Origin of the sequence: Paraburkholderia xenovorans, from assembly GCF_046030735.1 — a bacterium.
In the GTDB taxonomy this organism is placed as follows: domain Bacteria; phylum Pseudomonadota; class Gammaproteobacteria; order Burkholderiales; family Burkholderiaceae; genus Paraburkholderia; species Paraburkholderia xenovorans_A.
On the sequence record NZ_JAQQBV010000039.1, the window covers coordinates 42,372 to 65,960 of the forward strand.

22 protein-coding genes and 2 pseudogenes are annotated in these 23,589 nt (G+C 61.5%); 15 read left to right on the plus strand and 9 right to left on the minus strand.

The window, feature by feature from the left end:
- Positions 1–3: 3 nt before the first annotated feature.
- The 3 genes from PQQ51_RS28865 to PQQ51_RS28875 form a co-directional block, all read right to left on the minus strand.
- Positions 4–1,713, minus strand: coding sequence for an Hsp70 family protein (locus tag PQQ51_RS28865; RefSeq protein WP_408500607.1), 1,710 nt, complete (start codon positions 1,711–1,713; stop codon positions 4–6).
- Positions 1,714–1,989: 276 nt separating this feature from the next.
- Entirely contained in the window at positions 1,990–2,451 is a 462-nt protein-coding gene (locus tag PQQ51_RS28870; protein ID WP_408500608.1) for a GNAT family N-acetyltransferase, read from the minus strand.
- A 64-nt stretch (positions 2,452–2,515) separates the two neighbouring features.
- Entirely contained in the window at positions 2,516–2,785 is a 270-nt protein-coding gene (locus tag PQQ51_RS28875) for a hypothetical protein (RefSeq protein ID WP_408500609.1), read from the minus strand.
- A gap of 112 nt (positions 2,786–2,897) precedes the next feature.
- Here PQQ51_RS28875 and pdxR point away from each other — a divergent pair, with 112 nt between their 5' ends.
- Complete coding sequence (pdxR, locus tag PQQ51_RS28880) at positions 2,898–4,391, plus strand: MocR-like pyridoxine biosynthesis transcription factor PdxR (RefSeq protein ID WP_408500610.1); 1,494 nt, start codon at positions 2,898–2,900, stop codon at positions 4,389–4,391.
- A 50-nt stretch (positions 4,392–4,441) separates the two neighbouring features.
- Here pdxR and PQQ51_RS28885 read toward each other — a convergent pair whose 3' ends face one another.
- Both PQQ51_RS28885 and PQQ51_RS28890 read right to left on the minus strand, forming a co-directional pair.
- A complete protein-coding gene (locus tag PQQ51_RS28885) occupies positions 4,442–4,645 on the minus strand; it encodes a DUF3562 domain-containing protein (RefSeq protein ID WP_408500611.1) in 204 nt (67 codons plus the stop codon).
- A 239-nt stretch (positions 4,646–4,884) separates the two neighbouring features.
- On the minus strand, positions 4,885–5,814 hold the full coding sequence (locus tag PQQ51_RS28890; RefSeq protein ID WP_408500612.1) for a LysR family transcriptional regulator: 930 nt from the start codon (positions 5,812–5,814) through the stop codon (positions 4,885–4,887).
- 143 nt (positions 5,815–5,957) lie between these two features.
- Between PQQ51_RS28890 and PQQ51_RS28895 the strand changes: the two genes are divergently transcribed.
- From PQQ51_RS28895 to PQQ51_RS28930, 8 genes are all read left to right on the plus strand, one after another.
- Complete coding sequence (locus PQQ51_RS28895; RefSeq protein ID WP_408500613.1) at positions 5,958–6,551, plus strand: lipocalin family protein; 594 nt, start codon at positions 5,958–5,960, stop codon at positions 6,549–6,551.
- Between the two features lie 86 nt (positions 6,552–6,637).
- Complete coding sequence (locus tag PQQ51_RS28900; RefSeq protein WP_408500614.1) at positions 6,638–7,414, plus strand: DUF1295 domain-containing protein; 777 nt, start codon at positions 6,638–6,640, stop codon at positions 7,412–7,414.
- A 64-nt stretch (positions 7,415–7,478) separates the two neighbouring features.
- Entirely contained in the window at positions 7,479–8,588 is a 1,110-nt protein-coding gene (locus tag PQQ51_RS28905) for an SAM-dependent methyltransferase (protein WP_408500615.1), read from the plus strand.
- Positions 8,589–8,859: 271 nt separating this feature from the next.
- The gene (locus PQQ51_RS28910; protein WP_408500616.1) at positions 8,860–9,456 is read left to right on the plus strand and encodes a cytochrome b; all 597 of its coding nucleotides are present in this window, start codon (positions 8,860–8,862) and stop codon (positions 9,454–9,456) included.
- A 69-nt stretch (positions 9,457–9,525) separates the two neighbouring features.
- Positions 9,526–10,977 carry a glycosyltransferase family 2 protein gene (locus PQQ51_RS28915; protein WP_408500617.1) on the plus strand — a complete coding sequence of 484 codons (1,452 nt, stop codon included), beginning with the start codon at positions 9,526–9,528 and terminating at the stop codon, positions 10,975–10,977.
- A 175-nt stretch (positions 10,978–11,152) separates the two neighbouring features.
- The gene (locus PQQ51_RS28920) at positions 11,153–12,388 is read left to right on the plus strand and encodes a Rieske 2Fe-2S domain-containing protein (protein ID WP_408500618.1); all 1,236 of its coding nucleotides are present in this window, start codon (positions 11,153–11,155) and stop codon (positions 12,386–12,388) included.
- Positions 12,389–12,546: 158 nt separating this feature from the next.
- Positions 12,547–13,554, plus strand: a complete 1,008-nt coding sequence (locus PQQ51_RS28925) for an alpha/beta fold hydrolase (protein WP_408500619.1) — start codon at positions 12,547–12,549, stop codon at positions 13,552–13,554.
- A gap of 345 nt (positions 13,555–13,899) precedes the next feature.
- Positions 13,900–14,322: a rubredoxin gene (locus PQQ51_RS28930; RefSeq protein WP_408500632.1), complete on the plus strand. Its 423-nt coding sequence runs from the start codon at positions 13,900–13,902 to the stop codon at positions 14,320–14,322.
- 87 nt (positions 14,323–14,409) lie between these two features.
- On the opposite strand, the gene PQQ51_RS28935 is transcribed toward PQQ51_RS28930, so the two are convergent.
- Positions 14,410–15,264, minus strand: a complete 855-nt coding sequence (locus PQQ51_RS28935; protein WP_408500620.1) for an oxidoreductase — start codon at positions 15,262–15,264, stop codon at positions 14,410–14,412.
- Positions 15,265–15,468: 204 nt separating this feature from the next.
- Positions 15,469–16,398 carry a LysR family transcriptional regulator gene (locus PQQ51_RS28940; RefSeq protein ID WP_408500621.1) on the minus strand — a complete coding sequence of 310 codons (930 nt, stop codon included), beginning with the start codon at positions 16,396–16,398 and terminating at the stop codon, positions 15,469–15,471.
- Between the two features lie 106 nt (positions 16,399–16,504).
- Here PQQ51_RS28940 and lysA point away from each other — a divergent pair, with 106 nt between their 5' ends.
- Positions 16,505–17,767, plus strand: a complete 1,263-nt coding sequence (gene lysA, locus PQQ51_RS28945) for a diaminopimelate decarboxylase (RefSeq protein ID WP_408500622.1) — start codon at positions 16,505–16,507, stop codon at positions 17,765–17,767.
- Positions 17,768–17,809: 42 nt separating this feature from the next.
- Here lysA and PQQ51_RS28950 read toward each other — a convergent pair whose 3' ends face one another.
- Positions 17,810–18,730: a LysR substrate-binding domain-containing protein gene (locus PQQ51_RS28950; RefSeq protein ID WP_408500623.1), complete on the minus strand. Its 921-nt coding sequence runs from the start codon at positions 18,728–18,730 to the stop codon at positions 17,810–17,812.
- A 75-nt stretch (positions 18,731–18,805) separates the two neighbouring features.
- Between PQQ51_RS28950 and PQQ51_RS28955 the strand changes: the two are divergent.
- From PQQ51_RS28955 to PQQ51_RS28970, 4 genes and pseudogenes are all read left to right on the plus strand, one after another.
- Positions 18,806–18,886 (plus strand): annotated as a pseudogene (locus PQQ51_RS28955) (ABC transporter substrate-binding protein); the annotation flags it as partial.
- A gap of 218 nt (positions 18,887–19,104) precedes the next feature.
- Positions 19,105–20,862 (plus strand): OTU domain-containing protein, encoded by a 1,758-nt coding sequence (locus tag PQQ51_RS28960; protein ID WP_408500624.1) that lies wholly within the window; start codon positions 19,105–19,107, stop codon positions 20,860–20,862.
- Between the two features lie 138 nt (positions 20,863–21,000).
- The gene (locus PQQ51_RS28965) at positions 21,001–21,630 is read left to right on the plus strand and encodes a hypothetical protein (RefSeq protein WP_408500625.1); all 630 of its coding nucleotides are present in this window, start codon (positions 21,001–21,003) and stop codon (positions 21,628–21,630) included.
- Positions 21,551–22,306: a cycle-inhibiting factor gene (locus PQQ51_RS28970; protein ID WP_408500633.1), complete on the plus strand. Its 756-nt coding sequence runs from the start codon at positions 21,551–21,553 to the stop codon at positions 22,304–22,306. Before PQQ51_RS28965 ends, PQQ51_RS28970 begins: the two co-directional genes overlap by 80 nt.
- Positions 22,307–22,466: 160 nt before the next feature.
- Here PQQ51_RS28970 and PQQ51_RS28975 read toward each other — a convergent pair.
- Positions 22,467–22,655: pseudogene (locus PQQ51_RS28975) on the minus strand (LysR family transcriptional regulator); the annotation flags it as partial.
- 120 nt (positions 22,656–22,775) lie between these two features.
- On the opposite strand from PQQ51_RS28975, the gene PQQ51_RS28980 reads away from it, so the two are divergent.
- Positions 22,776–23,543, plus strand: coding sequence for a transporter substrate-binding domain-containing protein (locus PQQ51_RS28980; RefSeq protein ID WP_408500626.1), 768 nt, complete (start codon positions 22,776–22,778; stop codon positions 23,541–23,543).
- Positions 23,544–23,589: the final 46 nt, after the last annotated feature.

Here is a 23,589-nt window from a genome sequence, read left to right on the forward strand (position 1 = left end):
CGATCAGTAAGTGACGTGCACGTCGAAACGATCCAGCAGCGCGCTCAGTTCGCTGCGCGCGTGGGCGATTTCGTCCGCGTTCTGCCGTTCGATCAGCGCCTGGAACCGCGCGATATGCGCGGCCAGATATTGCCGATGGTCGCCGAGCGTTTCCTCATACACACGGTCCGCTCGCGTGAGCAGCGTGCGATTTTCGAGTTGATCGCGCGGATGAATCTTCAATGCGCTCAGCGCGGCGAGTCGCGCCTGGATTTCCTCGGGCGTCATCACGCCGGGATTGTCTTCGATCACCATCGCGCGCTTCGTGCCGCCGGGAAACGCGGTGGCTTCCACTTCCAGCACGCCGTTGACGTCGTACGTGAAGCGCACATCCGCGCCGGCGTCGCCGGCCGGTTTCAGCGGCACGTCGAGCGTGAATTCGCCGAGCGGCACGTTGTCCTCGTTCAGACGTGCTTCGCCCTGAAACACCTTGATGCTCAGCTTCGCCTGATGATCGCGCAGCGTAAAAATGCGCTGCATGCGGCTCACCGGCACGATCGTATTGCGCTCGATGATCGGCAGGAAATGTCCCGGCACGAACTGATTGACGCCGACCTGCATCGCGGTGTCGATGCCGAGGCTATACGGCGCGACATCGGTCAGCACCATTTCGTCGAGGCCGGCGTCGCGCGTGACGAGACCGGCCTGCACGGCGGCGCCGAGCGCGACCACTTCGTCCGGGTTCAGATGCGCGGCGGGCAGGCGGCCGAACATCTTCGACACCAGTTTGCGGACCATCGGCATGCGCGATGCGCCGCCGACCAGGATGATGTCGTCGAGTTTGTCGACCGCGATTTTCGAATCGCGCAATGCGCGTTCCACCGGTTTGCGCAGTCTTTGCAGCAGCGGCTCGCAGGTTCGCTCCGCGAGCGCGGCGTCGAGTTCGAGCGAGTGTTCGCTGTCGTCCTTCGAGAGTTTCAGCGTGACGCTCTGCGTGGGATTTTGCGTGAGCAGACGTTTTGCACGCTCAGCTTGCTGATGCAGACGCTGCGCGGCGATCGGCGCGAGCGATTTGAGCTTCAGCCCGTTGCGTTCGCAGAACAGTTCGGCCAACGCCTCCGTAAAGTCCTCGCCGCCGAGGAAGTTGTCGCCGGTGCTGGCACGTACTTCCATCACGCCTTCGAAGAAGTCGAGCACGGAGACGTCGAATGTGCCGCCGCCCAGATCGAAGATCAGAAACTTGCGCTCGGCGTCGCGCTGATGCACGCCGTACGCAAGCGATGCCGCGGTCGGTTCGTTGACGAGCCGCAGCACGTTCAGGCCCGCGAGTTCGCCGGCGATGCGCGTGGCTTTGCGCTGCGCGTCGCTGAAATAAGCCGGTACGGCGATCACCGCATCGCGCACTGTGTCGCCGAGGAACGCTTGCGCATCCGCCTTCAACGCGTTGAGCACCAGCGACGACAACTCTTCCGGACGCAGGCTCTCTTCGCCGAGCGACACCGTGCGATTCGTGCCCATGTAGCGTTTGAAGTTCGCCACGGTGCGCTCAGGATGCGTATGCAGGCGATCGTGAGCGGCACGGCCGACGAGGATCGAGCCGTCGTCGTCGACGGACACACACGACGGCGTCAGCGTCTCGCCCAGTGCGTTCGGGATGAGTTCGGCCTGGCTGTTGCGCCAGACGGCAGCAAGACTATGCGTCGTTCCAAGATCGATGCCGATGATCGAAGGCATGTACAGATTCCGATTCGTTTTGTGCCCCTCCGTGAGGAGATCGCCCAAGGTTTCGCTGATGCACCATGTGGGAGACGGGTGTCGCCCCTTCCAATGGCGATAACGGCAGCACGCACGCAAACTTGAGCGGCGAAAATTCGCCGGGCCGGAGGGAATCGATCGGAGATGCGGCGCGCATGGGCGCCGGTGTGCGCGGAGCGCACGGGGTGAATGCCGCACGTGGCGGCATGCAGGGAGAGGAGGTGACGTTGCGCGCGGGCTGCGCGCAACGGCGCTTTAAAGTTCTTTGCGATACACGACGAAGCCCGAGAGCGTCGCCACCTTGTCGTAGAGCTTCATCGCGGTCTGATTGGTTTCGTGCGTCTGCCAGTACACGCGTTGCAGGCCGTCCGCCTTCGCGCGTGCATAGACCGCTTCGATCAATGCACGGCCCACGCCTTGGCCGCGTTCGGTGTCGAGCGTGTAGAGGTCTTGCAGATAGCAGGTCGGCGCGGCCATCGTGGTGTGACGGTGATACAGGAAGTGCACGAGGCCGAGCAACTGGCCGTCGCGTTCGGCGACCAGCGCGTGCATCGGTTCGTAGGCGTCGAAGAAGCGCGCCCAGGTGAGCTTCGTGATCTCGCGCGGCAATGCGGTTTCGCCCGAACGGCCGTAGAACGCGTTATAGGCGTCCCAGAGCGGCAGCCATGCGTCGAAGTCGGCGGGCGTGACGGGGCGGATCTGAACGGGTGCGGGCATGCGGGTGGCTCCTTGCGGGGTGTCGGCGGTAATGGGTTGAGGGGGAAGCACCCCGTCCTTGAGTCTAGGGCTGTGTCGAACACGCGTACAGCGCGGCGCTGAAGGCCTGATCGCGATCGCTTCGGGCCGTGGGCGTTGCTTCGGTAAGCGCGAATGCGTGGTCGCGCGGCGCAAGCCTCGCGCTTACGCACGCAGCCAGGTTCGCACGCGCGGTGGCCGCCGGTTCGAGCAGCCCATAAGCGTAGACCGCGCAAGCGAGAGCGATGCACCACACAACCACGCGGCGGTGTCGCGAACGCGCGATCGCGATGCTGCTTGCACGTGTGATGTTCATGGCTCGGCCTCGCTCGTCTTGGTCAGTGATGGTGGCTTCGGAACCGTCAGCATAGAAAATTTGTGGCACCATTGTTAGCTCCACAGAGAACGCAAAATCTGGAGCCACGGAATTGGACTACGGTCTGCTGATATCGAAAGTCGAGCGCACGCTCGGCGGGCGCAAGCTCACGCAACAGGACGTGTTGTACGAGAGCTTGCGTCGTGCGATTCTCGATGGCGACATCCGCCACGGCAGCCGCCTGCTCGCCACGCGCGCGTTGGCCGAGCAACTGCGCATTGCACGCAACTCGGTTCTGTATGCATACGAGCGGCTCACCGACGAAGGCTTCATCACCGCGAGCCGGCATGGTTCGATCGTCAATCGGGTGAGCGGTTCGGGCGCGGCGACCTCCGCGACGAACCCTGCCGGGCAAGCTGCGCAGAACCGGCTATCGCGGCGCGTCAGGAATTTGCCGCGCGAGCGAACTGACCCGGACGATCCCACGCCGTTTCGCCCAGGCGTACCGGCGCTCGATGAATTTCCGCTCGCGCAATGGCGTGCTTCGATGGAGCGCGCGTGGCGCGCGGTCGAGCCGGGCGACCTCGGCTACGGCAATAACGCGGGGCATCCGGCATTGCGTCGCTCGATCGCCGACTATGTGCGCGTGTCGCGTGGCGTGCGCTGTACGCCGGAGCAGGTTTTCATCACGGCGGGTACTCAGGCGAGTCTCGATTTATGCGCGTGCATGCTCGCCGATCCGGGCGACAGCGTGTGGGTGGAAGACCCCGGCTATCACGGCGCCAAGGCGGCGTTTCAGGCGGCCGGGCTGCAACGGGTGCCGATTCCCGTCGACGCGGCCGGCATTGCGCCGACGCAGGATCATTGGGACCGTACGCCGCCGCGGCTTCTGTACATCACGCCGTCGCATCAATATCCGCTCGGCAGCGTGTTGAGCCTCGAGCGCCGCTGGTCGATCATCGAGAACGCGGTGGCGCGCGGCGCCTGGATCATCGAGGACGACTACGACAGTGAACTGCGCCACAGCGGTCCGCCGTTGCCGTCGATCCAGGGGCTTGCGGCCGACGCGCCGGTGATCTACCTCGGCACCTTCAGCAAGACGATGTTTCCGGCGCTACGGATGGGCTTCATGGTCGTGCCCGCGCATCTGGTCGGCGAGGTGGACGAAGCGCTCAGTGAGATCGTGCGGCAGGGGCGGGTGGCGGAACAGATCGCGTTGGCGGATTTCATCGACAGCGGCAAATACGCGCGGCATCTGCGGCGCATGCGGCGGCTCTATCAACAGCGGCGCGCGGCACTGGTGGCCGCGATCGAACGATATATGGGCGAGCTCGTGACGATTTCGTCCGACGGCGGCGGCATGCATCTGACGATGCGGCTCGACGCGCCGCTGCGCGATCGCGACGTGAGCGCGGCTACACGCAAGCACGGTTTGCATATCGCGGCGCTGAGCAGGTTCTGTCAGCACCCGGCGACAGACGCCGCGCGCTATAACGGCTTCATGCTCGGCTACGCGGGCATTGCGCCGGAGCAGGCGGATGAATGGGTGGCGCGGCTCGCCGCAGTGATCCGCGCGCTGCTGGATGGGGATGGGACGCGGAAGTGAGGCGGAAGTGACGCGGAGGTAAAGCGAATAAGGTCTCCGCGCCCAACGGATCAATGCTTTTGTTTCGATGAATGGCGCAATTTGTCGCGCACTTTCTTTGCCGCAAAGAGCGGCACGTAATCGAACACCCTTGCTTCTTCGCGATAGTTCGCGAGCATATCGGCATACATCTTTGAGACCGTTTCGGTCGGCGTGTCGGTTTCCTCTGCGATGGTCTTCACGACTTCGTCGACGTTTGGCTCAGGCTGGGACATGAATCTCTCTCCGGGATGGACAGGCGGGGTGTGGGGAGCGACGGCGGTCAAACAGGAGTTTCATTAGAGGATGCGATGCGCGCGGATGCCAATTGAATCGCCCTATCGCAGGAACCGTTCCACAGAGATTTTTGTCTTGCAGAGCGGCAAACCTGCGTGCCGCGCCGTATTGCACAAAATCAATGGCTATGCCGATGGGCGATAAAGGCGGTGGGCTGCGCGTTGCCGGCACGATAGCGTTATCGCCGTTTGCGTGGGGCGGTTGCGGGTTTTGCGTCAGCTTCGCGGAACAGTTTTTCGGACAGAAAATCCACGAACGCGCGCAGTTTCGGCGACAGTTGTCGGCTCGGCGGCCACAACACCGAGAATTGTCCCGCATCCGCGAGGTGGTCGGTCAATACGCTTTGCAGCGTGCCGCCGAGGATCGCGTCCCGCGCCAGAAAGTCCGGCATGTAGGCGATACCGAGGCCCAACTCTGCCGCGGCCCGCAGCGCTTCCATGTTGTTGCAGGTCAGCGCGGTCGGGAAATGCGCGGTCGCGTCTTCCGGCAACCCGCGAAACGCCCAATGCTGGAACTTGCCCGACGTGGGAAAACGAAAGCGCAAACACGCATGCCGCGCGAGATCGGCGGGCGTGAGCGGCATGCCGCGCTGTTTCAGATAAGCCGGCGACGCGCACAGCACGAAGCGGAACGGGCCGAGTCGTTTCGCCATCAACTGCGAGTCGGGTAGCGCGCCGCTGCGAATCGCGGCGTCGAATCCGCCTTCGATCACGTCGACGATGCGGTCGTTGAAATCCAGTTCGAGATCGATCTCCGGATAGCGCTCGGTGAACTCGGGGACGATCGGCAGCAGGAAACGGTAGCCGATGGTCGGCAAGCTCACGCGCAGCCGCCCGCGCGGCGCGGCATTGCTTTGCAGCATCATCGATTCGGCTTCGTTTAGCGCGTCGAGAATCTGCCGGCAGCGGTCGTAGAAGCGCTCGCCGTCGTCCGTCAGACTGATGCGGCGCGTGCTTCGCTGCAACAGTCTGACGCCGAGATGCTGTTCGAGCCGCGCGACGCTTTTGCCCACCGCCGACGCCGATATGCCCATCCGCTGCGACGCGCCGACGAAGCTGGACGCCTCGGCGGTCTGCACGAAGGCCACGATTCCGCTCAGGTTTTCCATGAGGATTTAAGATTTTGAGTCCGCAGTGGGTGCAATCTAGCATCATTCCAAGTGTTGACGTCCGCAATAACGGCGACACCGCGACGCATCCATCCCGGCCGCCCGAACGTAATACCTTTATCGCCGCTACGTTCGAGGCCGCCATGCGCCGTTTCTGCTGTGCTTTTGCCGCTGTGCTCGTGCTTGCCCTCGCAGCATGTTCGAACGATCCGCCGAACCCCAACCCGCGCGCGAGCGCGCCGCTGACGACCGTGCCCGTCGATCTGCCGCGCTACATGGGTCGCTGGTACGTGATCGCGAACATTCCGTACTTTGCCGAGCGCGACATGGTGGCGAGCCGCGCGGAATGGAAATTGCGCGAGGACGGCAAGATCGACGACTCCTATTACGCCCGCAAGAAAAGCTTCGACGCGCCCGAAAAGCACTATCAGTTTCTCGATACGCCCGTGCCCGGCAAAGAAGGCGGCGAGTGGAGCGTGCAACTGTTCTGGCCGGTTCACGTGACGCAACTGACGCTTTACGTCGACCCGGACTATCGCTACACGATCCTCGGCTATCCGGGCAAAAACCTCGGGTGGATCTTTTCGCGCGAGCCGGAGATGAGCGACGACGTGTACCGCTCGTTGCTCGCGCGTCTCGATGCGATGGGCTACGACACGTCGCGCTTCAGGCGCGTGCCGCAGCGGCCGGATCAATTGGGCAAGGCGGGTTTCGCATCGCCGGGTGAGAAGGACTAAGCCGTGCTGGCAGCATCCGCTTTCGCCGCCGCTTTCGCCGCCGCTTTCGCCGCGTATCAATCGCATTGTCATAGAACGGGAACACCATGCCGCCACTTGCCGCCGCCGTGATTGCCTTGATCGGGCTGGTCGTGATCTTCAGCGCCGTCTGGGCATGGCAACTGAAGACCGAAAACGCCGGCATGGTCGACCCGGTGTGGGCGTATTCGCTCGGCCTCGTCGCGGTGCTGTACGGCGTACTCGGCAGCGGGGATCCGCTCAGCCGTGCGCTCACTGCGTTAGGCGGTGTCGCGTGGGGCATGCGTCTCGGCACGCATCTGTGGAAACGCAATTATGGGAAGCCGGAGGACGCGCGCTATCGCCGCTTTCGCAACGAATGGGGCGACCAGGCGGGCCGCAAGATGTTCTGGTTTTTCCAGATGCAGGTTGTGGTGTCGATGCTGCTGTCGATTGCGTTTCTGGTGCCGTCATACCGGGCCGCGCCGCCCGCCGCCGGCTGGATCGCGCTGGCGATGGCGCTATGGATCGTTTCGGTGGCGGGTGAGGCGCTGGCCGATCGTCAACTGAAACGCTTCAGCGCCGATCCGGCCCATCACGACGCTGTATGCCGCGTCGGCTTGTGGCGCTATTCGCGGCATCCGAATTATTTCTTCGAATGCGTGCACTGGGTCGCGTATATCGCGTTGTCGATCGGCACGCCGTGGGGCTGGTTCACGTTGTTGCCGCCGATCATCATGGCGATCCTGCTGCTGAAGTTGTCGGGTATTCCGCTGCTCGAGGAAAGCATGGCGAAACGGCGCCCTGGTTACGCCGACTACATGCGCACCACGAGCGCACTGATTCCGTGGCCGCCGCGGCAGTGAGTTGAAAGCCGCAAGCGGGTGTCGATAAAAGCCTTAAAAAAATGAATCAACGGGAGCGATAAGCATGAGCCTTTCCACCACCGACCACACGATGCCGCCTTCGCCCGCGGCATCTACCGAACCCGGCGACGGCTGGCTGATTCAACGCTGCGAACGCGGCTGGCTGCCCGACGGCGTGATCCGCTTCGGCATGCGTCAATTGATGCGCCAGCGTCTGCGCGACGAAGCGCTCGACAACGGCGAAGTGCGCGCGCAGCGGCTCAACCGTCTGCTGGACGATCTGCGCGCGAGTCCGATCGCGATCGAAACGCAAGCCGCCAACACGCAGCATTACGAAGTGCCGGCCTCGTTCTTTCACGCGCATCTCGGGCCGCATCTGAAGTATTCGTGCTGTTTGTATCCCACCGGCAAGGAGACGCTCGCTCAGGCGGAAGCGGCGATGCTCGAACGCTATGCCGAGCGCGCGGAACTCGCCGACGGTCAGCGGATTCTCGATCTCGGTTGCGGATGGGGCTCGCTGTCACTATGGCTGGCGGCGCGCTATCCGCGGGCGCGGATTGTCGCGCTGTCGAATTCGCGCGGGCAGCGTGCGTTCATCGAAGGTCAGGCTAAAGAGCGCGGTTTGCACAACCTCACGGTAGTGACGGGCAATGTCGTCGATTTCGAATTCGACGATGCACAACTCGACGGCGGATTCGATCGCGTGGTGTCGATCGAGATGTTCGAGCATATGAAGAACTACGGGCTGCTGCTCGCGAAGATCGCGCGGTGGATGCGCGACGACGCGAAACTGTTCGTGCATATCTTCGTGCATCGCACGCTCGCGTATCACTTCCAGGTGCAGGACGGCAGCGACTGGATGTCGAAGTACTTCTTCACCGGCGGCACGATGCCCTCGGAAGCGCTCTTGCTGAACTTCCAGGACGACATGCGGATGGAACGGCAGTGGTGGGTGAGCGGCACGCATTACGAGCGCACGGCGAACCAGTGGCTTGCCGCGCTCGATGCCGCGCGTGACCGGGTGATGCCGATGCTGGTCGATACCTATGGCGTGCGCGATGCGGCGGTGTGGTTCCAGCGCTGGCGGATGTTTTACATGGCGGTCGCCGAGCTGTTCGGTTATGCGGGTGGAAACGAGTGGGGCGTGGGGCATTACCGGTTTGTGAAGCGTTGACGCAGGCAGGTTGGCCCGTTTCGGTACACGGGATAAACGGCGCGCGCAGCACGCAGTCCGCTACCATGACACCCGGCGCCCAGCCGCAGCCCGAGTGCGCCGCGCCGAAGTGAAATAAAACGAAACACTCTATTAAGCGCCCGACGGAATAAAGCGTCACACTAAGGCGTTATTCAATCCAGGCAACCCCCACACGCCGCCATGCCGGATTCGTCATGGCGAAAATTTCATCAAGCTTTCGCTCCCACTGGATTCGCGGACGGACCGACCCATGAATACCCACGCCAATTCTCTGACCGATTCGACCGCCGCGCCGTCGGCGCGCTACACCCGCACGGCAGTCGTGCTGCACTGGCTGATCGCGCTGCTGATCATCGGCAACGTGGTGCTCGGACTCACCGCCGAGTCCTGGCCTGACGACTGGGTCCGGCCGGTTGTCGATACCCATAAGTCGATCGGCATCACGGTGCTCGGCCTCGCGCTGCTGCGCATCTTGTGGCGCGTGTCGCACAAGCCGCCGCCGTTGCCGCGCGAGTTTCCGTCGTGGGAAAAAATCGCGGCCCACTTCGCGCACTTCCTGCTGTATCTGCTGATGATTGCGCTGCCGCTCTCCGGTTGGCTGCACGACTCGGCATGGAAAGGCGCTGCCACGCATCCGATGCATCTGTTCAACCTGGTGCCGTGGCCGCGCATCGGCTTCGTGACGTCGCTCGATCCCGCGCTCAAGGAAACGCTGCACAGCCGCTTCGGCACCTTGCATACGTGGCTCGGCTACGCACTGTACGCGCTGCTGGCGATGCATATCGGCGGCGCGCTGAAACATCAATGGATCGATCGTCAATCGGTTCTGAAACGCATGATGCCCTGAGCATCGGCACGACGCCTGCCACTTTGCTTTTCACTCATCAACCGTAGCACCGACGGACCCGCAGTCATCTTGAAGAAAACTCTCGAACAGGCGCTCGCACTCGCCTCGCCGCGCATCCTGCCGCGTCCCACGACGTCGCTCAGCACGCTGATCCATCTGAGCGTGGTCGTGTTGTGGCTGCTGCTGTTTGCGCGCGCCTTCTTTCTGAAGGGCGCGCTGGCGTGGTCGACGGGCATCGTCTATGTGCTGTACGACACCGTGCTGCTCGCGTTCGTCACATGGAAAGCGCTGCCGCTGATGCGCCGCACGCCGCCGCTCGATCCCGATCACGACCGGCGCGCTTTGCCGAGCATGGGCGTGATCGTCGCGTCGCATAACGAGGCGTCGGTGTTGCCGGTCACGCTCGCCGCGCTGCTGCGCCAGGTTCATGGCCCGGCGCAGATCGTGATCGCCGACGACGGTTCGAGCGACAACACCCGCGAACTGCTGACCGAACGCTTCGGCCTCACGGCTGCCGCTGAAGGCGTGCTGAGCGCGCCGAGTTCGCTCTATCCGAATCTCTACTGGCTGCGCGTGCCGCACGGCGGCAAGGCGCGCGCGCTGAACGCCGCAATCACGGTGATGACGACCGAGACGGTGATGACCGTCGACGCCGACACGCTGCTCGACGACGACGCCACCTACGCGATGCGCGCGGCCTTCGCGAACGAGCCGAAGCTGGTGGCCGCCGCCGGCATCCTTGTGCCGCTGTGCGGTAAAACGGTATCGGGCCGCGTGTTCCAGTGGTTCCAGACCTACGAGTACATGCGCAACTTCATCGCCCGCTTTGCGTGGATGCGCGCCGACAGCCTGCTGCTGATCTCGGGCGCTTTCGCATCGTTCCGGCGCGACGCGCTGGTCGACGTGGGCGGCTTCGACCCGCAATGTCTGGTCGAAGACTACGAACTGATTCACCGCCTGCGCCGTTATTCGGTGGACCACGGCCTCGGCTGGGACGTGCGGGTGGTCGGCGATGCGCACGCGTACACCGACGCGCCCGCCAACCTCAGCAGCTTCCTGCGGCAACGGCGCCGCTGGTTCGCGGGCTTCCTGCAAACGCAGTACTGGAACCGCGACATGACCGGCAACCCGCGCTACGGCACGCTCGGCATGCTGATGCTGCCGGTCAAGGCGATCGACACGATGCAGCCGATCTACGGCCTCACCGCGTTCGCGCTGCTGCTCGGCTTTCTGTTCGGCGGACATGGCGGGATCGTGATCTCGATCTTCAGCGTGATCGGCGCGAAGACGGCGATCGATCTCGCGTTCTATCTGTGGAGCATTCATCTGTACCGGCGCTGGACCGGCAAACACGCCGGCTCGAGCTTGTGGATGGCGATGCTGGCGGCGGTCGCCGAGCCTTTCACGTTCCAGCTCGTGCGTCACGTTGGCGCGCTGCTCGGCTGGTTGCAATTCCTGAGCGGCGGACGGACCTGGGGCGTGCAACGCCGCTCCGCACTGGTCACGACCGACGAGGCCTAGCGACCGGCAGCTCCTCCGAAACATGCAGTGAAAGGCGGCGCAACGCGTCGCAACAGGCAGGGCCGTGCAGACTGCGGAACCCGGGTGCTTCGGGTTCTAGTAGACTGTTCGACCATGCCGGCCTCGATTTGCAGGGCGGCGACCTTCTATCCGCTCGTGCACGGAGGCTCCCCCTATGCATGCTGTTCCCCCGCTCGAACAAGATACTGTCGATGCGCCCGCTGCTGGCTCGCCGGCTGCCGCGGCGGCACAGACAACCGCTTCGGCGTCCTTCAATGCTCATGCTCCGTCTCACGCCAGCGGCGCGCCGGTGCGCGACCTGCGCCGTGTCGGTATTCACCCTGACTACTGGTATCCGCTTGCGTGGTCGCATGAAGTGAAGCGCGGCAAGACGCATGGCGTGACGTTCGCGGGTGAGCCGATCGTGCTGGCGCGCACGGATTCCGGCAAGGCGTTCGCGCTGGAAGACCGTTGCGCGCATCGTCAGGTGCCGTTGCATCAGGGCGTGGTGGAAGGCGAGTCGATTCGCTGCGGCTATCACGGCTGGACCTACGACTGTTCGGGCAAGTGTATCGACGTGCCGTATCTCGGCCGCGATCGTCTGCCCAATGGCGTGCGTTCTTACCCGTGCCGCGAAGTCGAAGGACTGATTTTCGTGTTTCCGGGCGACCCCGCGCTCGCCGACGAACGGCCGCTGCCCGCGCTCGGTTCGGTCTCGGACAAGAAGTACAAGACGCGCCGCTTCGGCCGTCCGGTCAATTGCCATTACTCGTTCATGCACGAGAACCTGATGGACATGAACCATCAGTTTCTGCATCGCCGGCAGATGGGGCAGATGCGGGCGCGCTCGGTGGGTCGGCGGCGCGGTGAAAACTGGGTCGAAGTCGACTACACGTTTGCGCGCATGGCCGGCCAGCAGCCGATCGGCGAAGCGATCGTGTTCGGCCAGAGCCGCAAAACCGGCGGCGACAACGACAAGGACGTGATGACGATCCGCACCGAGTATCCGTATCAGACGCTGCAGATTCGCACGTCCGAGCAGACGCTGGTGATGGACCTGTGGATCGTCTATGTGCCGCTCGATCGCGAGCAGCGCACCAATCGCACGTTCGGGCTGCTGTCGATTCGCAAGCCGGGCATTCCGGGTGTGCTGAATCTGGCGTGGCCGCTGCTGGTGTGGTTCACCGAACGCATCTTCAAGGAAGACCGCGAGATCGTCGAGGCTGAACAGCGCGCGCACGATTCGCAAGGCGCGGACTGGAATCACGAGGTGTTTCCGGTGATCAACGAACTGCGCGCGTTGCTGCGCGAAGGCGGCGCGCCGGATCAGGTGGTGGGTGCCGGCACGGGCGACTCAGCGGTGATCCGTTTCTGGGATTCGCGCCAGGGCAATCCGCTGGCGAAAAGCTGATATAGCGGGTATTCGATTTTCTCCGCGCCGCGCGGGACCGTACAATCATCGGCGACGATGGGTAGCGGACCGGCGGCGCCGGCATATAACGACACGCGCGAAGCGCGGGCTCATCGATCGGCCAATTCAAAATCATAATTGCCTGAGAGGCTCATTCGATGAGTACCGAACTGCATATCGTCATGCTGGTCGTGCTGTTGTGCGTGGGTCTGGCCGGGATGGCGCTGGCGCTCGTGAAGGGCGGCCCGACACAGCCGCCGCCGTTGGCGTCGGTCAATGAGCCCTTCAGGTCTGTCGATACTTCTGATTTGCCTCCGCTCGAACGCTATACCGCACGCGACGACACGCCGCTCGCGTATCGCCGCTATCCTGGCCGTCGTGGGCGCGCACGGGGCAGCGTGGTGCTGATCCACGGTTCGTCGGCTACCGGTGTGAGCATGCACTCACTGGCAAGGGCGCTTGCAGCAGCGGGTTACGACGTCTACGTGCCCGACATGCGCGGCCATGGCGAGTCGGGTTCGAAAGGCGTGATCGCGTATATCGGGCAACTCGAAGACGACCTGAGCGACTTTCTCGATGCCGTTCAACCGGCTGGGCCGCGCACACTGGCTGGTTTTTCCGCGGGTGGCGGATTTGCGCTTCGCTTTGCCGGCGATTCGCGGCAACTCGCGTTCGATCGCTATGTCTTGCTTGCGCCGTTCCTGCACCAGGACGCCCCGGCAACGCGCAAAGGGCTCGGCGGATGGGCGCATGTCGGCTTGCCGCGAACGATCGTGCTGGTGATGTTGAACAAGCTGCGCATCACGGCGTTCAATCATCTGCCGACGATTGCCTATGCGTTGTCGCCGGAAGCCGCGGCAAAACTCACGCCGCAGTATTCGTACAGTCTGATGCAGAATTTCCGGCCGCACGACGACTACCGCGCGGATGTCCGCGCGATGCGGCAACCGGTCGAAGTGCTGGTGGGAGGCGAAGACGAACTGTTCTACCCTGAGACGTTCGCGCCGGTCTTTTCGCACGCGGGGCGTGTCGTGCCGGTCACGATCGTGCCGGGCGTCGGGCATATCGGACTCACGCTCGAGCCAACCGCGATCGATGCGATCGTCGCGGCTGTCGCCGAGGGTATTCACGAGTTTGGCGTGGCCGCGATGGTTTCCACCTCGTAGGGAATGAGTGCATCTTCCCAGAGTCGGGAATGGACGCGGTTGAAGCAGCGATAATGTCGGCCGACGCGCACGGAGTTTGCGAAAATCGACATTCGCCGACTTTCGATCCGTGTACCATTTCGCTTTTTCCGACTTTCAAGAACATCCGTGACTACGCAACAGATCCCCGCCGCCTCCCGCAAGTCCCTCACGCTGCTGCAACTGCTAGGCCTCATCGGCGCTGCCGGCCTGATCGCCGCGATCGTGCTGAACCAGTTGGTCTGATCCCTCCTCCGCGGAGCGTCGCTTCGCCGCTCCGATTCAATGCCGGCGCTGGGCGCCGGTTTCATCGATATTCCGATTGCCATGTACAAGAAGGGCGTAGCCGTAGAAATCCAGTTCTCTCCCGAGCGGCTCAACGACGGCGCCGGCGACCCGTACTGGATCGACTTGACGCAGGCCGAAGCGCAACGTCTGCTGGAAAGCTTGCAGGCGCGTCTTGCCGAGAGTGACGGGGGGACAGTCGCGCCGCTGGTGGTGAGTCTCGATGAAACCCGAGCGGCTGCCGCGCAACCGGCCGACGTGCCCGGCGCGGCGTCGGAGCATGCCGCGCTGGCGGACGACTTCAAGCAATGGGTCTGCGTGATCTGTGGCTGGATCTACGACGAAGCCGCCGGCCTGCCGGAAGAAGGCATCGCACCCGGCACGCGCTGGGCCGATGTGCCGGCCGACTGGCGTTGTCCGTTGTGCGACGTAGGTAAGGAAGATTTCGCGCTGGTCGAGTTTTAAGCGCTGCTTTTCACGCGGGTTGCGGGCCGCATGAAGCGGCCCTTCCAACGCGCGACCCGCCAACGCGTTCAACGCGTTTCAGCGTGTTTAACCCGCTCCTTCCGGAAAATCCGCGCCGACCGTCGTCGCTTCCCACGCGTCGAAATCGCCGCGCAAAAAGTCCAGCTTCGTTCGCGCCAACTGAAGCGCGGCCTTGCCGAGCAACAGACGCAGCGGCGGATTATCCGACAGCGCCGCGTCGATGATCGCCTGCGCTGCCCGCACCGGATCGCCTGCCTGTTTGCCGCTGCGCGCTTCGGTCTGCTTGCGGCGCTCGCCGGCGGTGGACGCGTAGTCGTCGATCACCGTCGCCGATTGTTTGATCGACGGACCCGCCCAGTTCGTACGGAACGGACCCGGCTCGACGATCAACACGTCGATGCCGAGCGGCTTCACTTCGGTCGCGAGCGATTCCGACAGGCCCTCCACCGCATATTTGGTCGCGTGGTAATAGCCGGTGGCCGCGAAGCTCGTGAGACCGCCGATCGACGACACGTTCACGATCAACCCGCTATGCTGCGCGCGCATGATCGGCAGCACGGCTTTCGTGATGTCGACGAGACCGAACACGTTGGTCTCGAACATCGCGCGGACTTCGTCGTCCTCGCCTTCCTCGACCGCGGCCAGATAGCCGTAACCCGCGTTGTTCACGAGTGCGTCGATACGGCCGAAGCGTTGTTTGGTTTGCGCGACGGCCGCTTCGATTTGCTGGGGGTTCGTCACGTCGAGCGGCAGAACGAGTGCGCGGTCGCCATGTTCGGCGGCGATATCCGCCACCTTCGACGGATCGCGCGCCGTCACCACCGCGCGCCAGCCACGCTCCAGCACCAGCTTCGCCAGTTCGCGGCCGAAGCCGGTCGAACAGCCAGTAATCAGCCACACGGGGTTGTCTCGATTCATCATTTGCGAAACTCCTGTTGATGGGTCTACGGCATGAAGGGACGCGAGGCGACGCGGAGGTCGCAAGCGTCGGGCAATCGGATGACTGCTGGATACGTGGTGTGCTTAGCTCGAAGCGTGCCCGGCAATTTCGGCGATGCCGGCGAGGGTTCGCGCGGCGCGCAATCGTGCTGTTTTGCACGTGACGCCGGTCAGGCAACGGATGCTTCAGGGTTGCTTGCGCCGGGTGTGATTTTTCAATTGTAGCCGCAGCGCGCTCGCCTCGCTTTGCAGTGCGCAGACGAACGCGCCGGCCAGCGGATGGCTCGGACGATGCTCCGGATGCACCACACTGACGCGAAACGGAAACGACATGGCAAGCGGCCGGATATGCAGATGGCGGCCGGCGAAATCGAGCGCGGTGAGCGGGTTGACGATCGCCACGCCGAGTCCCTGCCGAACGCAACTGCATACTGAAACGGCAGTGGGCGTCTCGATGACCTGGCGGCGCGCAATGCCCGCTTGCGCGAACGCTGCATCGATCTGAATCCGGTACGGATCGTTCGACGACAGGCTGATGAAAGGCTGATTCGCGAAATCCTTCAACTCAATCACGCGCTTTGCGAGCAGCGGATGCGCGTCGGGCAACACGCAGACTTCATCCACTTCGAGCAAAGGCGTCAGGCGCGTGCCGGCCGGCGGCGCGCCGTGTTCGGTCAGGCCGAGGTCGTAGCGCTGCGCGGTCAGCCATTCTTCGAGGAACGGCGACTCCTGCGTCGCAATCGAGAGGCTCGCGTCCGGTTCAGCATCGTGAAAGTGTTTTGCCGCACCGGGCAGGATCGAATGCGAAAACGCCGGCAACGCGATGATCGACAACTGACCGCCTTGAAACTCGCGCAGGCTCGCCGCGGTGGACGCCACCCGCTCGAGTCCGATGTAGGCGCGCTTGATCTCGTCGTACAGCGTCAACGCCGACATCGTGGGACGCAGCCGACCCTGCACACGTTCGAACAGCACGAAGCCGATGCTTTGCTCCATGCGCGCCAGTTCGCGGCTGACGGTAGGCTGCGAGGTGAACAGCAAGTCCGCCGCTTTGGTGACGCTGCCGGCCGTCATCAGCGCGCGAAAGACTTCGATATGCCGATGCGTAAGCGCCATGGTGCGTATATCAGAAATGAATGGGGTTTCGAAGAATAGGTATTTTACTGAATGAACCGTTTTCAGCATCATTCCGTTCGAGCCTGTACATGGAGCCTCGAAAACCGTGACCCCTTTCAATCCGCTACGACTCGTCGCACTCGCGCAGCATTACGGCACGCCGCTCTGGGTGTACGACGCCGATGTGATTCGCCAACGCATCGGCGAATTGCGCAGCTTCGACGTAATCCGCTACGCGCAGAAAGCGTGTTCGAACGTGCACATCCTGACGCTGATGCGCGATGAAGGCGTGATGGTCGACGCGGTATCCGCCGGCGAAATCGCGCGCAGTCTCGCGGCGGGTTTCTCGCCCGAAGGCGATCCGGAGGGCGTCGTCTTCACCGCCGATCTGATCGACCATGCGACGCTCGCGACGGTGATCGAACACGGCGTGACGGTGAATGCGGGGTCGCTGGATATGCTCGAACGTGTGGGACGGCATGCGCTCGAAGGCCACCGTGTGTGGCTGCGGATCAATCCGGGCTTCGGGCACGGCCACAGCAACAAGACCAACACCGGCGGCGAACAGAGCAAGCACGGCATCTGGCTCGACGACCTCGCGCTCGCCGTGGCTTTGGTGCGCCGCTATCGGCTGAAGCTGGTCGGCTTGCACATGCATATCGGCTCTGGTGTCGACTACTCGCATTTGTCGCGCGTTTGCGATGCGATGGTCGATGCGGTCAGAGGTTCAGGACACGATATCGAGGCGATCTCGGCGGGTGGCGGCCTTTCCGTGCCGTATCGCGAAGGCGAGCCGCGGATCGACGTCGAACATTATTTCCGCCTGTGGGACGCGGCGCGGCGGCAGATCGAAGCGCACCTCGGCCATAGCGTTCGGCTCGAAATCGAGCCGGGGCGGTTTCTGGTTGCTGAATCGGGCGTGCTGATCGCCGAGGTGCATGCGCTGAACCCTCGGCCGGGCCGACAGTTCGCGCTGGTCGATGCGGGTTTCAACGATCTCGTGCGGCCGTCGTTTTACGGGAGTCATCATGAGATGACTGTGGTGAAAGCGGACGGCTCGCCGCGAGACAGCGCGCACGATTCCTACGCGGTTGCCGGGCCGTTGTGCGAGGCCGGCGACGTGTTCACGCAAGCCGCCGGCGGCGTGGTCACCAGCCGGTCGATGCCGGCGCCTGAGGTGGGCGACTTCGTCGTGTTTCACGATGCCGGTGCGTACGGTGCGTCGATGTCATCGAACTACAACAGCCGGCCGCTCGCGCCCGAGGTGCTGCTCGAAGCGGGCAAGCCGCGTTTGATCCGCCGTCGTCAAACCGTCGACGAATTGATTGAGCTCGAAACGCGGGCCTGCGTGGATTCGCGCGGGGCGTAGCGGAGTGGAGTGGCGTCGAGTTGAGTTGAGTGCCTCGGCGTTTTACCGCGCCCGCACCGTGCGCGTGTAGGACGCGATCATTGTCGCGAGTTCCTGCGCGGCGGGCGTGATCGGCACGGCGGCGCGCTGCAGAACCGACACGCTCTGTTCCGCAACCCGTTGATGGACCGGGATAGACGTCAGCAGATTCGCAAACGGCCCGCGTTTGGCCACCACTGACGATTCCAGCGACAGACAATCCGTCTCGCTGACCAGATGCAGCGTCTCGTACAGACCTTCGACCGTTGCGATGATTTTCGGCGGCGGCAGTCCGTGACTGTCGAAGAAAATGTTGAGACGGTTCGCTTGCGGCGTGTCGGTGAGATTGGGTGAGCGCGTGGCGACCCACGTGCAGTCCGTCAACTGCGCGAGCGAGGTCGCCTCCGCTTTGGGATGACCGCGCCGACAGACCACGACCGGATCGGACAGATATAACGGCGTCACTGACAAATCCGCCGTGTCCGCATTTTTCGCCACCAGCGCGACCGCGAAATCCAGCGTGCCTTCGCGAATCCGTGAAACCATCATCCGCGAGGTGCCGGTGCGCAGGTGCACCATCACCCGCGGAAAACGTGCGCGAAACTCCATCAGCACCGGCGCGAACGCTTCGATCAGCGGCTCGGTGGTCATGCCGAAGGTGACTTCGCCCACGTAATCGCCGTGCAACTGCTGCACTTCCTGCTCCGCGCGCTCGCATTCGCCGAGGATCGTCCCGGCGCGCTGCAAAAGTCGCTGCCCGAGCGCGGTCAGCGCAATGCCGCGGTTGCTGCGGGTGAACAGCGTTGCGCCGAGCATCGCTTCGAGATTCTGCAACTGCTGCGTGATGCCGCTCTGCGCGATGCCGAGCGCGCGCGACGCCGCGCGGATGCTGCCGTGTTCGGCAACCGCGGTGAACGCGCGGAGTTGGGAAATCGTCAACGACATGAGGAATCTCTGTGATCGGTAAAAGTGATCATAGTATTACTTTGGCGATTTCTTTGAGGCGCGGCGGCAGCATAGGAAATCTGCCGGCGCATCCATGCGCGTTGCCAGTGGGTCGAACTCGAGGTCTCGGGGATGATTCCCGCGCTCCAGGCGCGCTGAATGCGGAAATCGCCATGATCGCTGGATGACTGAGTTGTCATCCAGCGATCATCTTTAAGATTTTCGCTTCGAATATAGTAGACATGGAATTTCGTATCCGCGAATTCCGCGCGATATCAAGAATTCTGCGCGAGTCATGGAATTAACGGCGGAATGTTCTCGTCAGGAATAAATCTTTAGGATTCCGCATTGACAACTACTCATTGAGGTTTGTTATGCGTGGCTATGCAGAGAAGGATTCCGCAACCGAAAGAACGCGAAGCGGCAAAAAGAGAAAGCACGAAGCGTCTGATTTCGCAAGCTCGAGGTGGGCCGAGCAGGTAGAACGTATCGGCCTCAATGGAGAGTGGAACTTCGATCTGGCAGATTCTATGCCCGACCTGATAACGGCACTTCCCTGCTGGCAGGAGAGCGGGTTGGTGCTTCACGTGAGGAGCGGGTTGTCAAGCATGCCTTATGGCGAGTCAGAGTGCAGCATTGGTGACGTGCATGTCGAGGTGGCCGGTTCTCACTACTGGGCGCTGATAAACGGTAAAAGAGTTTGGGTTGAAAGCGATGGCAACTGCTTCTTTAGCGCCATTTGGACGGCGCTGCGTGCCTCCAGGCATGTTGATGCAGTGAGGCATATCTTCGGGGGGAACGTTCCCGCTAACGAACAGGACGCCTCCGACTACTTCCGTAAGGAAATACGAAAGTACGCTCTCAATCATCCAGAGCTTGAGTCGTTACTGCTGGTAGGTAACAACAGCGTCGGCGATTCACGGAGTAAGCCGCAGCGTTCATGCAAGGTACGCAAGACATGCCCGGCTCCAGTGCCTGAATCAGTGAAGACTACGGGCCTTGGCGGCGGCGTAGATGGCGTTCAGGAAGGGGAAGCAGCAAGATTCTTCCGCAATGCCATAAAAAACTACATTGTTCAAAACCCTGAACGATTTGGGGAAGTATCTGAATCACCGGCCGCACGGAATGAAACGGATGCCGATGACTTTTTTGATGAATCAGACGTCGCTGACTGGCTGGTGCAACCTGGGACGCAATCCGGACCGGCTGATTCAGGTGCGGCAAGTCTGCATCAAATGCCTCGTTCGCATAAAGAAGCTCGGTGGCGTACACCCCTCGTCGAACCTCCTCCTATCCAGCGTGCTTGCCAAACTGAAAAGGATTCAGCAACCGGAGGAACGCGAAGCGCCAGAAAGAGAAGGCACGAAGCGTCTGATTCGGATCAAATGCCTCGCTCGCAGAAAAAAGCTCGGTGGCGTACACCCCTCGTCGAACCTCCCCCTATCCAGCGTGCTTGCCAAACTGAATTTCAGCGCGTTCTCTTTCATGCCGGGCGTCAGTTCAGTGGGTGGATAGCCCACAGCGCATTGATAAAGTGGGGATATCTAGCATTGAATACGGTCTGGCCAATGGCGGGCGTTGTTGTGTCTGTCGCTGCCGCCGTATACCAGGTCGTGACGGTGTTGACCCGAGGTGACGTGCTGGGCGGTCTCATTCAGACGCTACTAGCGCTGCCTTATCAGCTACTCTCCCCCGAGTTCCTTTTATTTTCTATCGCCGAGACTACGAAGCAATATATCGACGATATGCTGGGCATGCTGGTTCCAGAATTCGTGAGCGGCGATCACCAGGAATTTGTTTATACGTGTATCGGTATCGTTGCCCTTTTTTCGTACTTCGGATATTTTGCTCGCCCGCAGATATTGAATCCGCTCATTGACTATTTTTTCCCCACGAATAAAGCATCTTCACCAAACGGGTTTCTGTTTCGGAATAACGTAGAACCGCCTCAAACTCCGCTCGGTCAGGGTCTGGTGGGAATGATCTCGAAGCTGCAGCGCGTAGTGCAGGGATATGCAGTCCTGCAAGCAATCGTGAATGCGGTTCCCAGAACCGGAGGGGATGACGAACCTGTTGACGATCGCGGGTTCACGATTCTTAGTCCGGAACTGAAGGCAAGACAGAGACAGTAACGTCAGGAACGAGCTGAAAGAGAGAAAACCCAAGAAGCGAGATTGGCACGGCGCCTTGCGCAGACCGTAGCAAACAAGGGGTCAATCGAGGGAAGGACAGACGCCCTCAATCATACGGCTGACACCTTCGACAATTCCATGGAGAGTACAAAGACACCCTATCTCCCGAATAGCGAGCCGCAGGACGCCAATATTGCGAGCGACGTACAGTCGATGAGCAATGCTCCTCCCACCGACCTTCTTGACATTGCGACAGCCGTACCCGCCTTGCTGACCCTTGCATCGGTCATCGCAAGCAGTGGCACCGCGGGTCCGCCAAGTCAAATGCGTTCGCTCATGCTCGCTGTCGTGCTAATGACGAATTTGGGCGATGGCCGAGTGGGTCGGTACATTTCAGCCGAGTCAGAGCCGAGCAATGGGCTCAATCCCTCCAATTCAAGCAGCAATGTAAATATCTCGGAACTTGTTTCGAGAGCGGTAGACATCGACAAAGCGTCCGGAGATTTGTTAAAGGGCATCATTGCTCACGAAATGGATAATGGACTATTTTACCGGGAACTCTCGAATAGCTTTGCGCCGTCTGGCAACGACAATGACGTTTCGCCAGAGGAGCAACTATATCGAAGAGCGATAGCGACGGCAGTCGAAAAGTATAAAGCTCGACCGCCTGGAGATCAGACGGACGCAGATAGAATCCACGGCGGGAGCGGATTTTTCCTCGATTCTGGATGGCTTGGATCTGGACAAAAATTATATATTTCTGATTAATCATGCTCCTTTAGGGCACAAGTTCGTCTACGAGCTCCATGCCGGGTCCACGAAGAACGGCAGGAGAGCGGGGTATATATTCCAGTCAGATTTAGGTTCTGGGGCAATGCCAGCGCTCCATGTTTATGAGTGGTTGCAGAAGGGCGCGTTGAGAATGATTGATGTGGATGAAATGGGTGCCCTTCTTGCAATTGGGGCAAGCAATGCGCCTACGGAAGCTGACAATCTTCTAATAAGACAGGTGCTCATCAATCACGGCGAATCCGGAGAAATTGATTTGTCCAAGATTCGAAGTGACAAGCGGACGACGTTTGTTCATAAGGAGTACATGCCTGAAAATTTGCACCGAAATGTGGCCTTTCTGGTTAATGAAATGAAGGGTTGGGGAGGCGAGGCGAAGCCGCTGGATGGTGGTATCAGAACCGAGTGGGCTGTTGCTACCGATTTACCAGATGGAGGGGTCAAGATTAATCCGTCTGATTACGAGAGCAGAAAATGGAACGATATTGCCGGAAGTGGAAATTTGAAACTATATATTGAAAAAGATGGTTTTTATTTCAGAGTCATGTGGGATGAAATAAATGATCGTTTGCGTATCTTGAATCCTCGCGCTTCGATGCTGAATGCGTTTGAGCGCTCAGTAAGAGTGAGGAATGGCTCATGGATTCTGAACTAGTTCGACCTGTCGACCTCAAGTTCAGCCGCTTCACCGCCTTTTGCACTGCAGCCGCCAAGAGCTACTTGGTCGGCCTTGAACAATTCGGAAGCCCTTGTGTGGCGAGGTTTATGGCCGAAATGGTGTTGTGGGAATTGCAGGGGCCTCGCTTGGGACGCTAGCCGAGCGCGGTCAGCGCGATGCCGCGGTTCATGCGGTTGAATAAAGTGGCGCCGAGCATCGCTTCGAGATTCTGCAACTGCTGCGTGATGCCGCTCTGCGCGATGCCGAGCGCGCGCGACGCCGCATGGATGCTGCCGTGTTCGGCAACCGCGGTGAACGCGCGGAGTTGGGAAATCGTCAACGACATGGCGAGCGGACTGGCGATCAGTAAAAGTGATCATGATAGTCCGAATGGGGCTTCTTCGATGCACTAATGGCGACTTAGTATCGGCATTGCACTGTCCCCCACTCCAACTCGAATTCCCCCATGAAAATCTCGCTGATGATTTTGTGCGCCGCGCTGCTGGTCAGCGGCGGCGCGTTCGCCCGCGATGCGGATACGCTGCGCCTCGGTATCGACCCCAGCTATCCGCCGATGGATTCGAAAGCGCCGGACGGCTCGGTCAAGGGCTTCGATGTCGACCTCGGCAACGAGATTTGCCGCCGCATTCATGTGCGCTGCCAGTGGGTGGAGCTCGAGTTCTCCGGGATGATCCCCGCGCTGCAGGCACGCAAGATCGACGCGATCATGTCGTCGATGGCGATCACGGAGAAGCGCGAGCAGCAGATTCTGTTCTCGTCGAAGCTGTTCCAGTTCAAGTCGCGGCTGATCGCGCGTCAGGGCTCGCCGCTCGCGGCCGGCTTGAACGCATTGGCCGGCAAGCAGATCGGCGTGCAGTCGGGTACGCAATTCGAAGGCTATGCGCAGACGCATTGGGTGCCGGGCGGTGCGCATGTCGTCGCGTACAAGAGTCAGGACGAGGTGTTCGCGGATCTGGTGAACGGCCGCCTCGACGGCGCGTTGCTCGGTTCCGTCGAAGCCGACTACGGCTTTTTGCGGACACCGATGGGCAAGGGCTTTGCGTTTGTCGGCGAGCCTCTGGCGATGGGCGACCGCGGCACCGGTATCGGTTTGCGCAAGGACGAGGGCGCGTTGCAGGCGTCGATCAATGCCGCGATTGCGTCGATGCTGAAAGACGGCACGTATGCGCAAATCGCACACAAGTATTTCGATTTTGATCCGTACGGGAACTGATATGTCCTGGTACCTGCGGTCTTCTCAAGAAAAAAACCTCTCGGAT

What these genes read in the sequence shown, in the direction of transcription:
- PQQ51_RS28865 (WP_408500607.1), bottom strand. Translation starts at nt 1,713, where the DNA reads ATGCCTTCGATCATCGGCATCGATCTTGGAACGACGCATAGTCTTGCT.
- PQQ51_RS28870 (WP_408500608.1), bottom strand. Translation starts at nt 2,451, where the DNA reads ATGCCCGCACCCGTTCAGATCCGCCCCGTCACGCCCGCCGACTTCGAC.
- PQQ51_RS28875 (WP_408500609.1), bottom strand. Translation starts at nt 2,785, where the DNA reads ATGAACATCACACGTGCAAGCAGCATCGCGATCGCGCGTTCGCGACAC.
- PQQ51_RS28885 (WP_408500611.1), bottom strand. Translation starts at nt 4,645, where the DNA reads ATGTCCCAGCCTGAGCCAAACGTCGACGAAGTCGTGAAGACCATCGCA.
- PQQ51_RS28890 (WP_408500612.1), bottom strand. Translation starts at nt 5,814, where the DNA reads ATGGAAAACCTGAGCGGAATCGTGGCCTTCGTGCAGACCGCCGAGGCG.
- PQQ51_RS28895 (WP_408500613.1), top strand. Translation starts at nt 5,958, where the DNA reads ATGCGCCGTTTCTGCTGTGCTTTTGCCGCTGTGCTCGTGCTTGCCCTC.
- PQQ51_RS28900 (WP_408500614.1), top strand. Translation starts at nt 6,638, where the DNA reads ATGCCGCCACTTGCCGCCGCCGTGATTGCCTTGATCGGGCTGGTCGTG.
- PQQ51_RS28905 (WP_408500615.1), top strand. Translation starts at nt 7,479, where the DNA reads ATGAGCCTTTCCACCACCGACCACACGATGCCGCCTTCGCCCGCGGCA.
- PQQ51_RS28910 (WP_408500616.1), top strand. Translation starts at nt 8,860, where the DNA reads ATGAATACCCACGCCAATTCTCTGACCGATTCGACCGCCGCGCCGTCG.
- PQQ51_RS28920 (WP_408500618.1), top strand. Translation starts at nt 11,153, where the DNA reads ATGCATGCTGTTCCCCCGCTCGAACAAGATACTGTCGATGCGCCCGCT.
- PQQ51_RS28925 (WP_408500619.1), top strand. Translation starts at nt 12,547, where the DNA reads ATGAGTACCGAACTGCATATCGTCATGCTGGTCGTGCTGTTGTGCGTG.
- PQQ51_RS28930 (WP_408500632.1), top strand. Translation starts at nt 13,900, where the DNA reads ATGTACAAGAAGGGCGTAGCCGTAGAAATCCAGTTCTCTCCCGAGCGG.
- PQQ51_RS28935 (WP_408500620.1), bottom strand. Translation starts at nt 15,264, where the DNA reads ATGATGAATCGAGACAACCCCGTGTGGCTGATTACTGGCTGTTCGACC.
- PQQ51_RS28940 (WP_408500621.1), bottom strand. Translation starts at nt 16,398, where the DNA reads ATGGCGCTTACGCATCGGCATATCGAAGTCTTTCGCGCGCTGATGACG.
- PQQ51_RS28950 (WP_408500623.1), bottom strand. Translation starts at nt 18,730, where the DNA reads ATGTCGTTGACGATTTCCCAACTCCGCGCGTTCACCGCGGTTGCCGAA.
- PQQ51_RS28960 (WP_408500624.1), top strand. Translation starts at nt 19,105, where the DNA reads ATGCGTGGCTATGCAGAGAAGGATTCCGCAACCGAAAGAACGCGAAGC.
- PQQ51_RS28965 (WP_408500625.1), top strand. Translation starts at nt 21,001, where the DNA reads ATGGAGAGTACAAAGACACCCTATCTCCCGAATAGCGAGCCGCAGGAC.
- PQQ51_RS28980 (WP_408500626.1), top strand. Translation starts at nt 22,776, where the DNA reads ATGAAAATCTCGCTGATGATTTTGTGCGCCGCGCTGCTGGTCAGCGGC.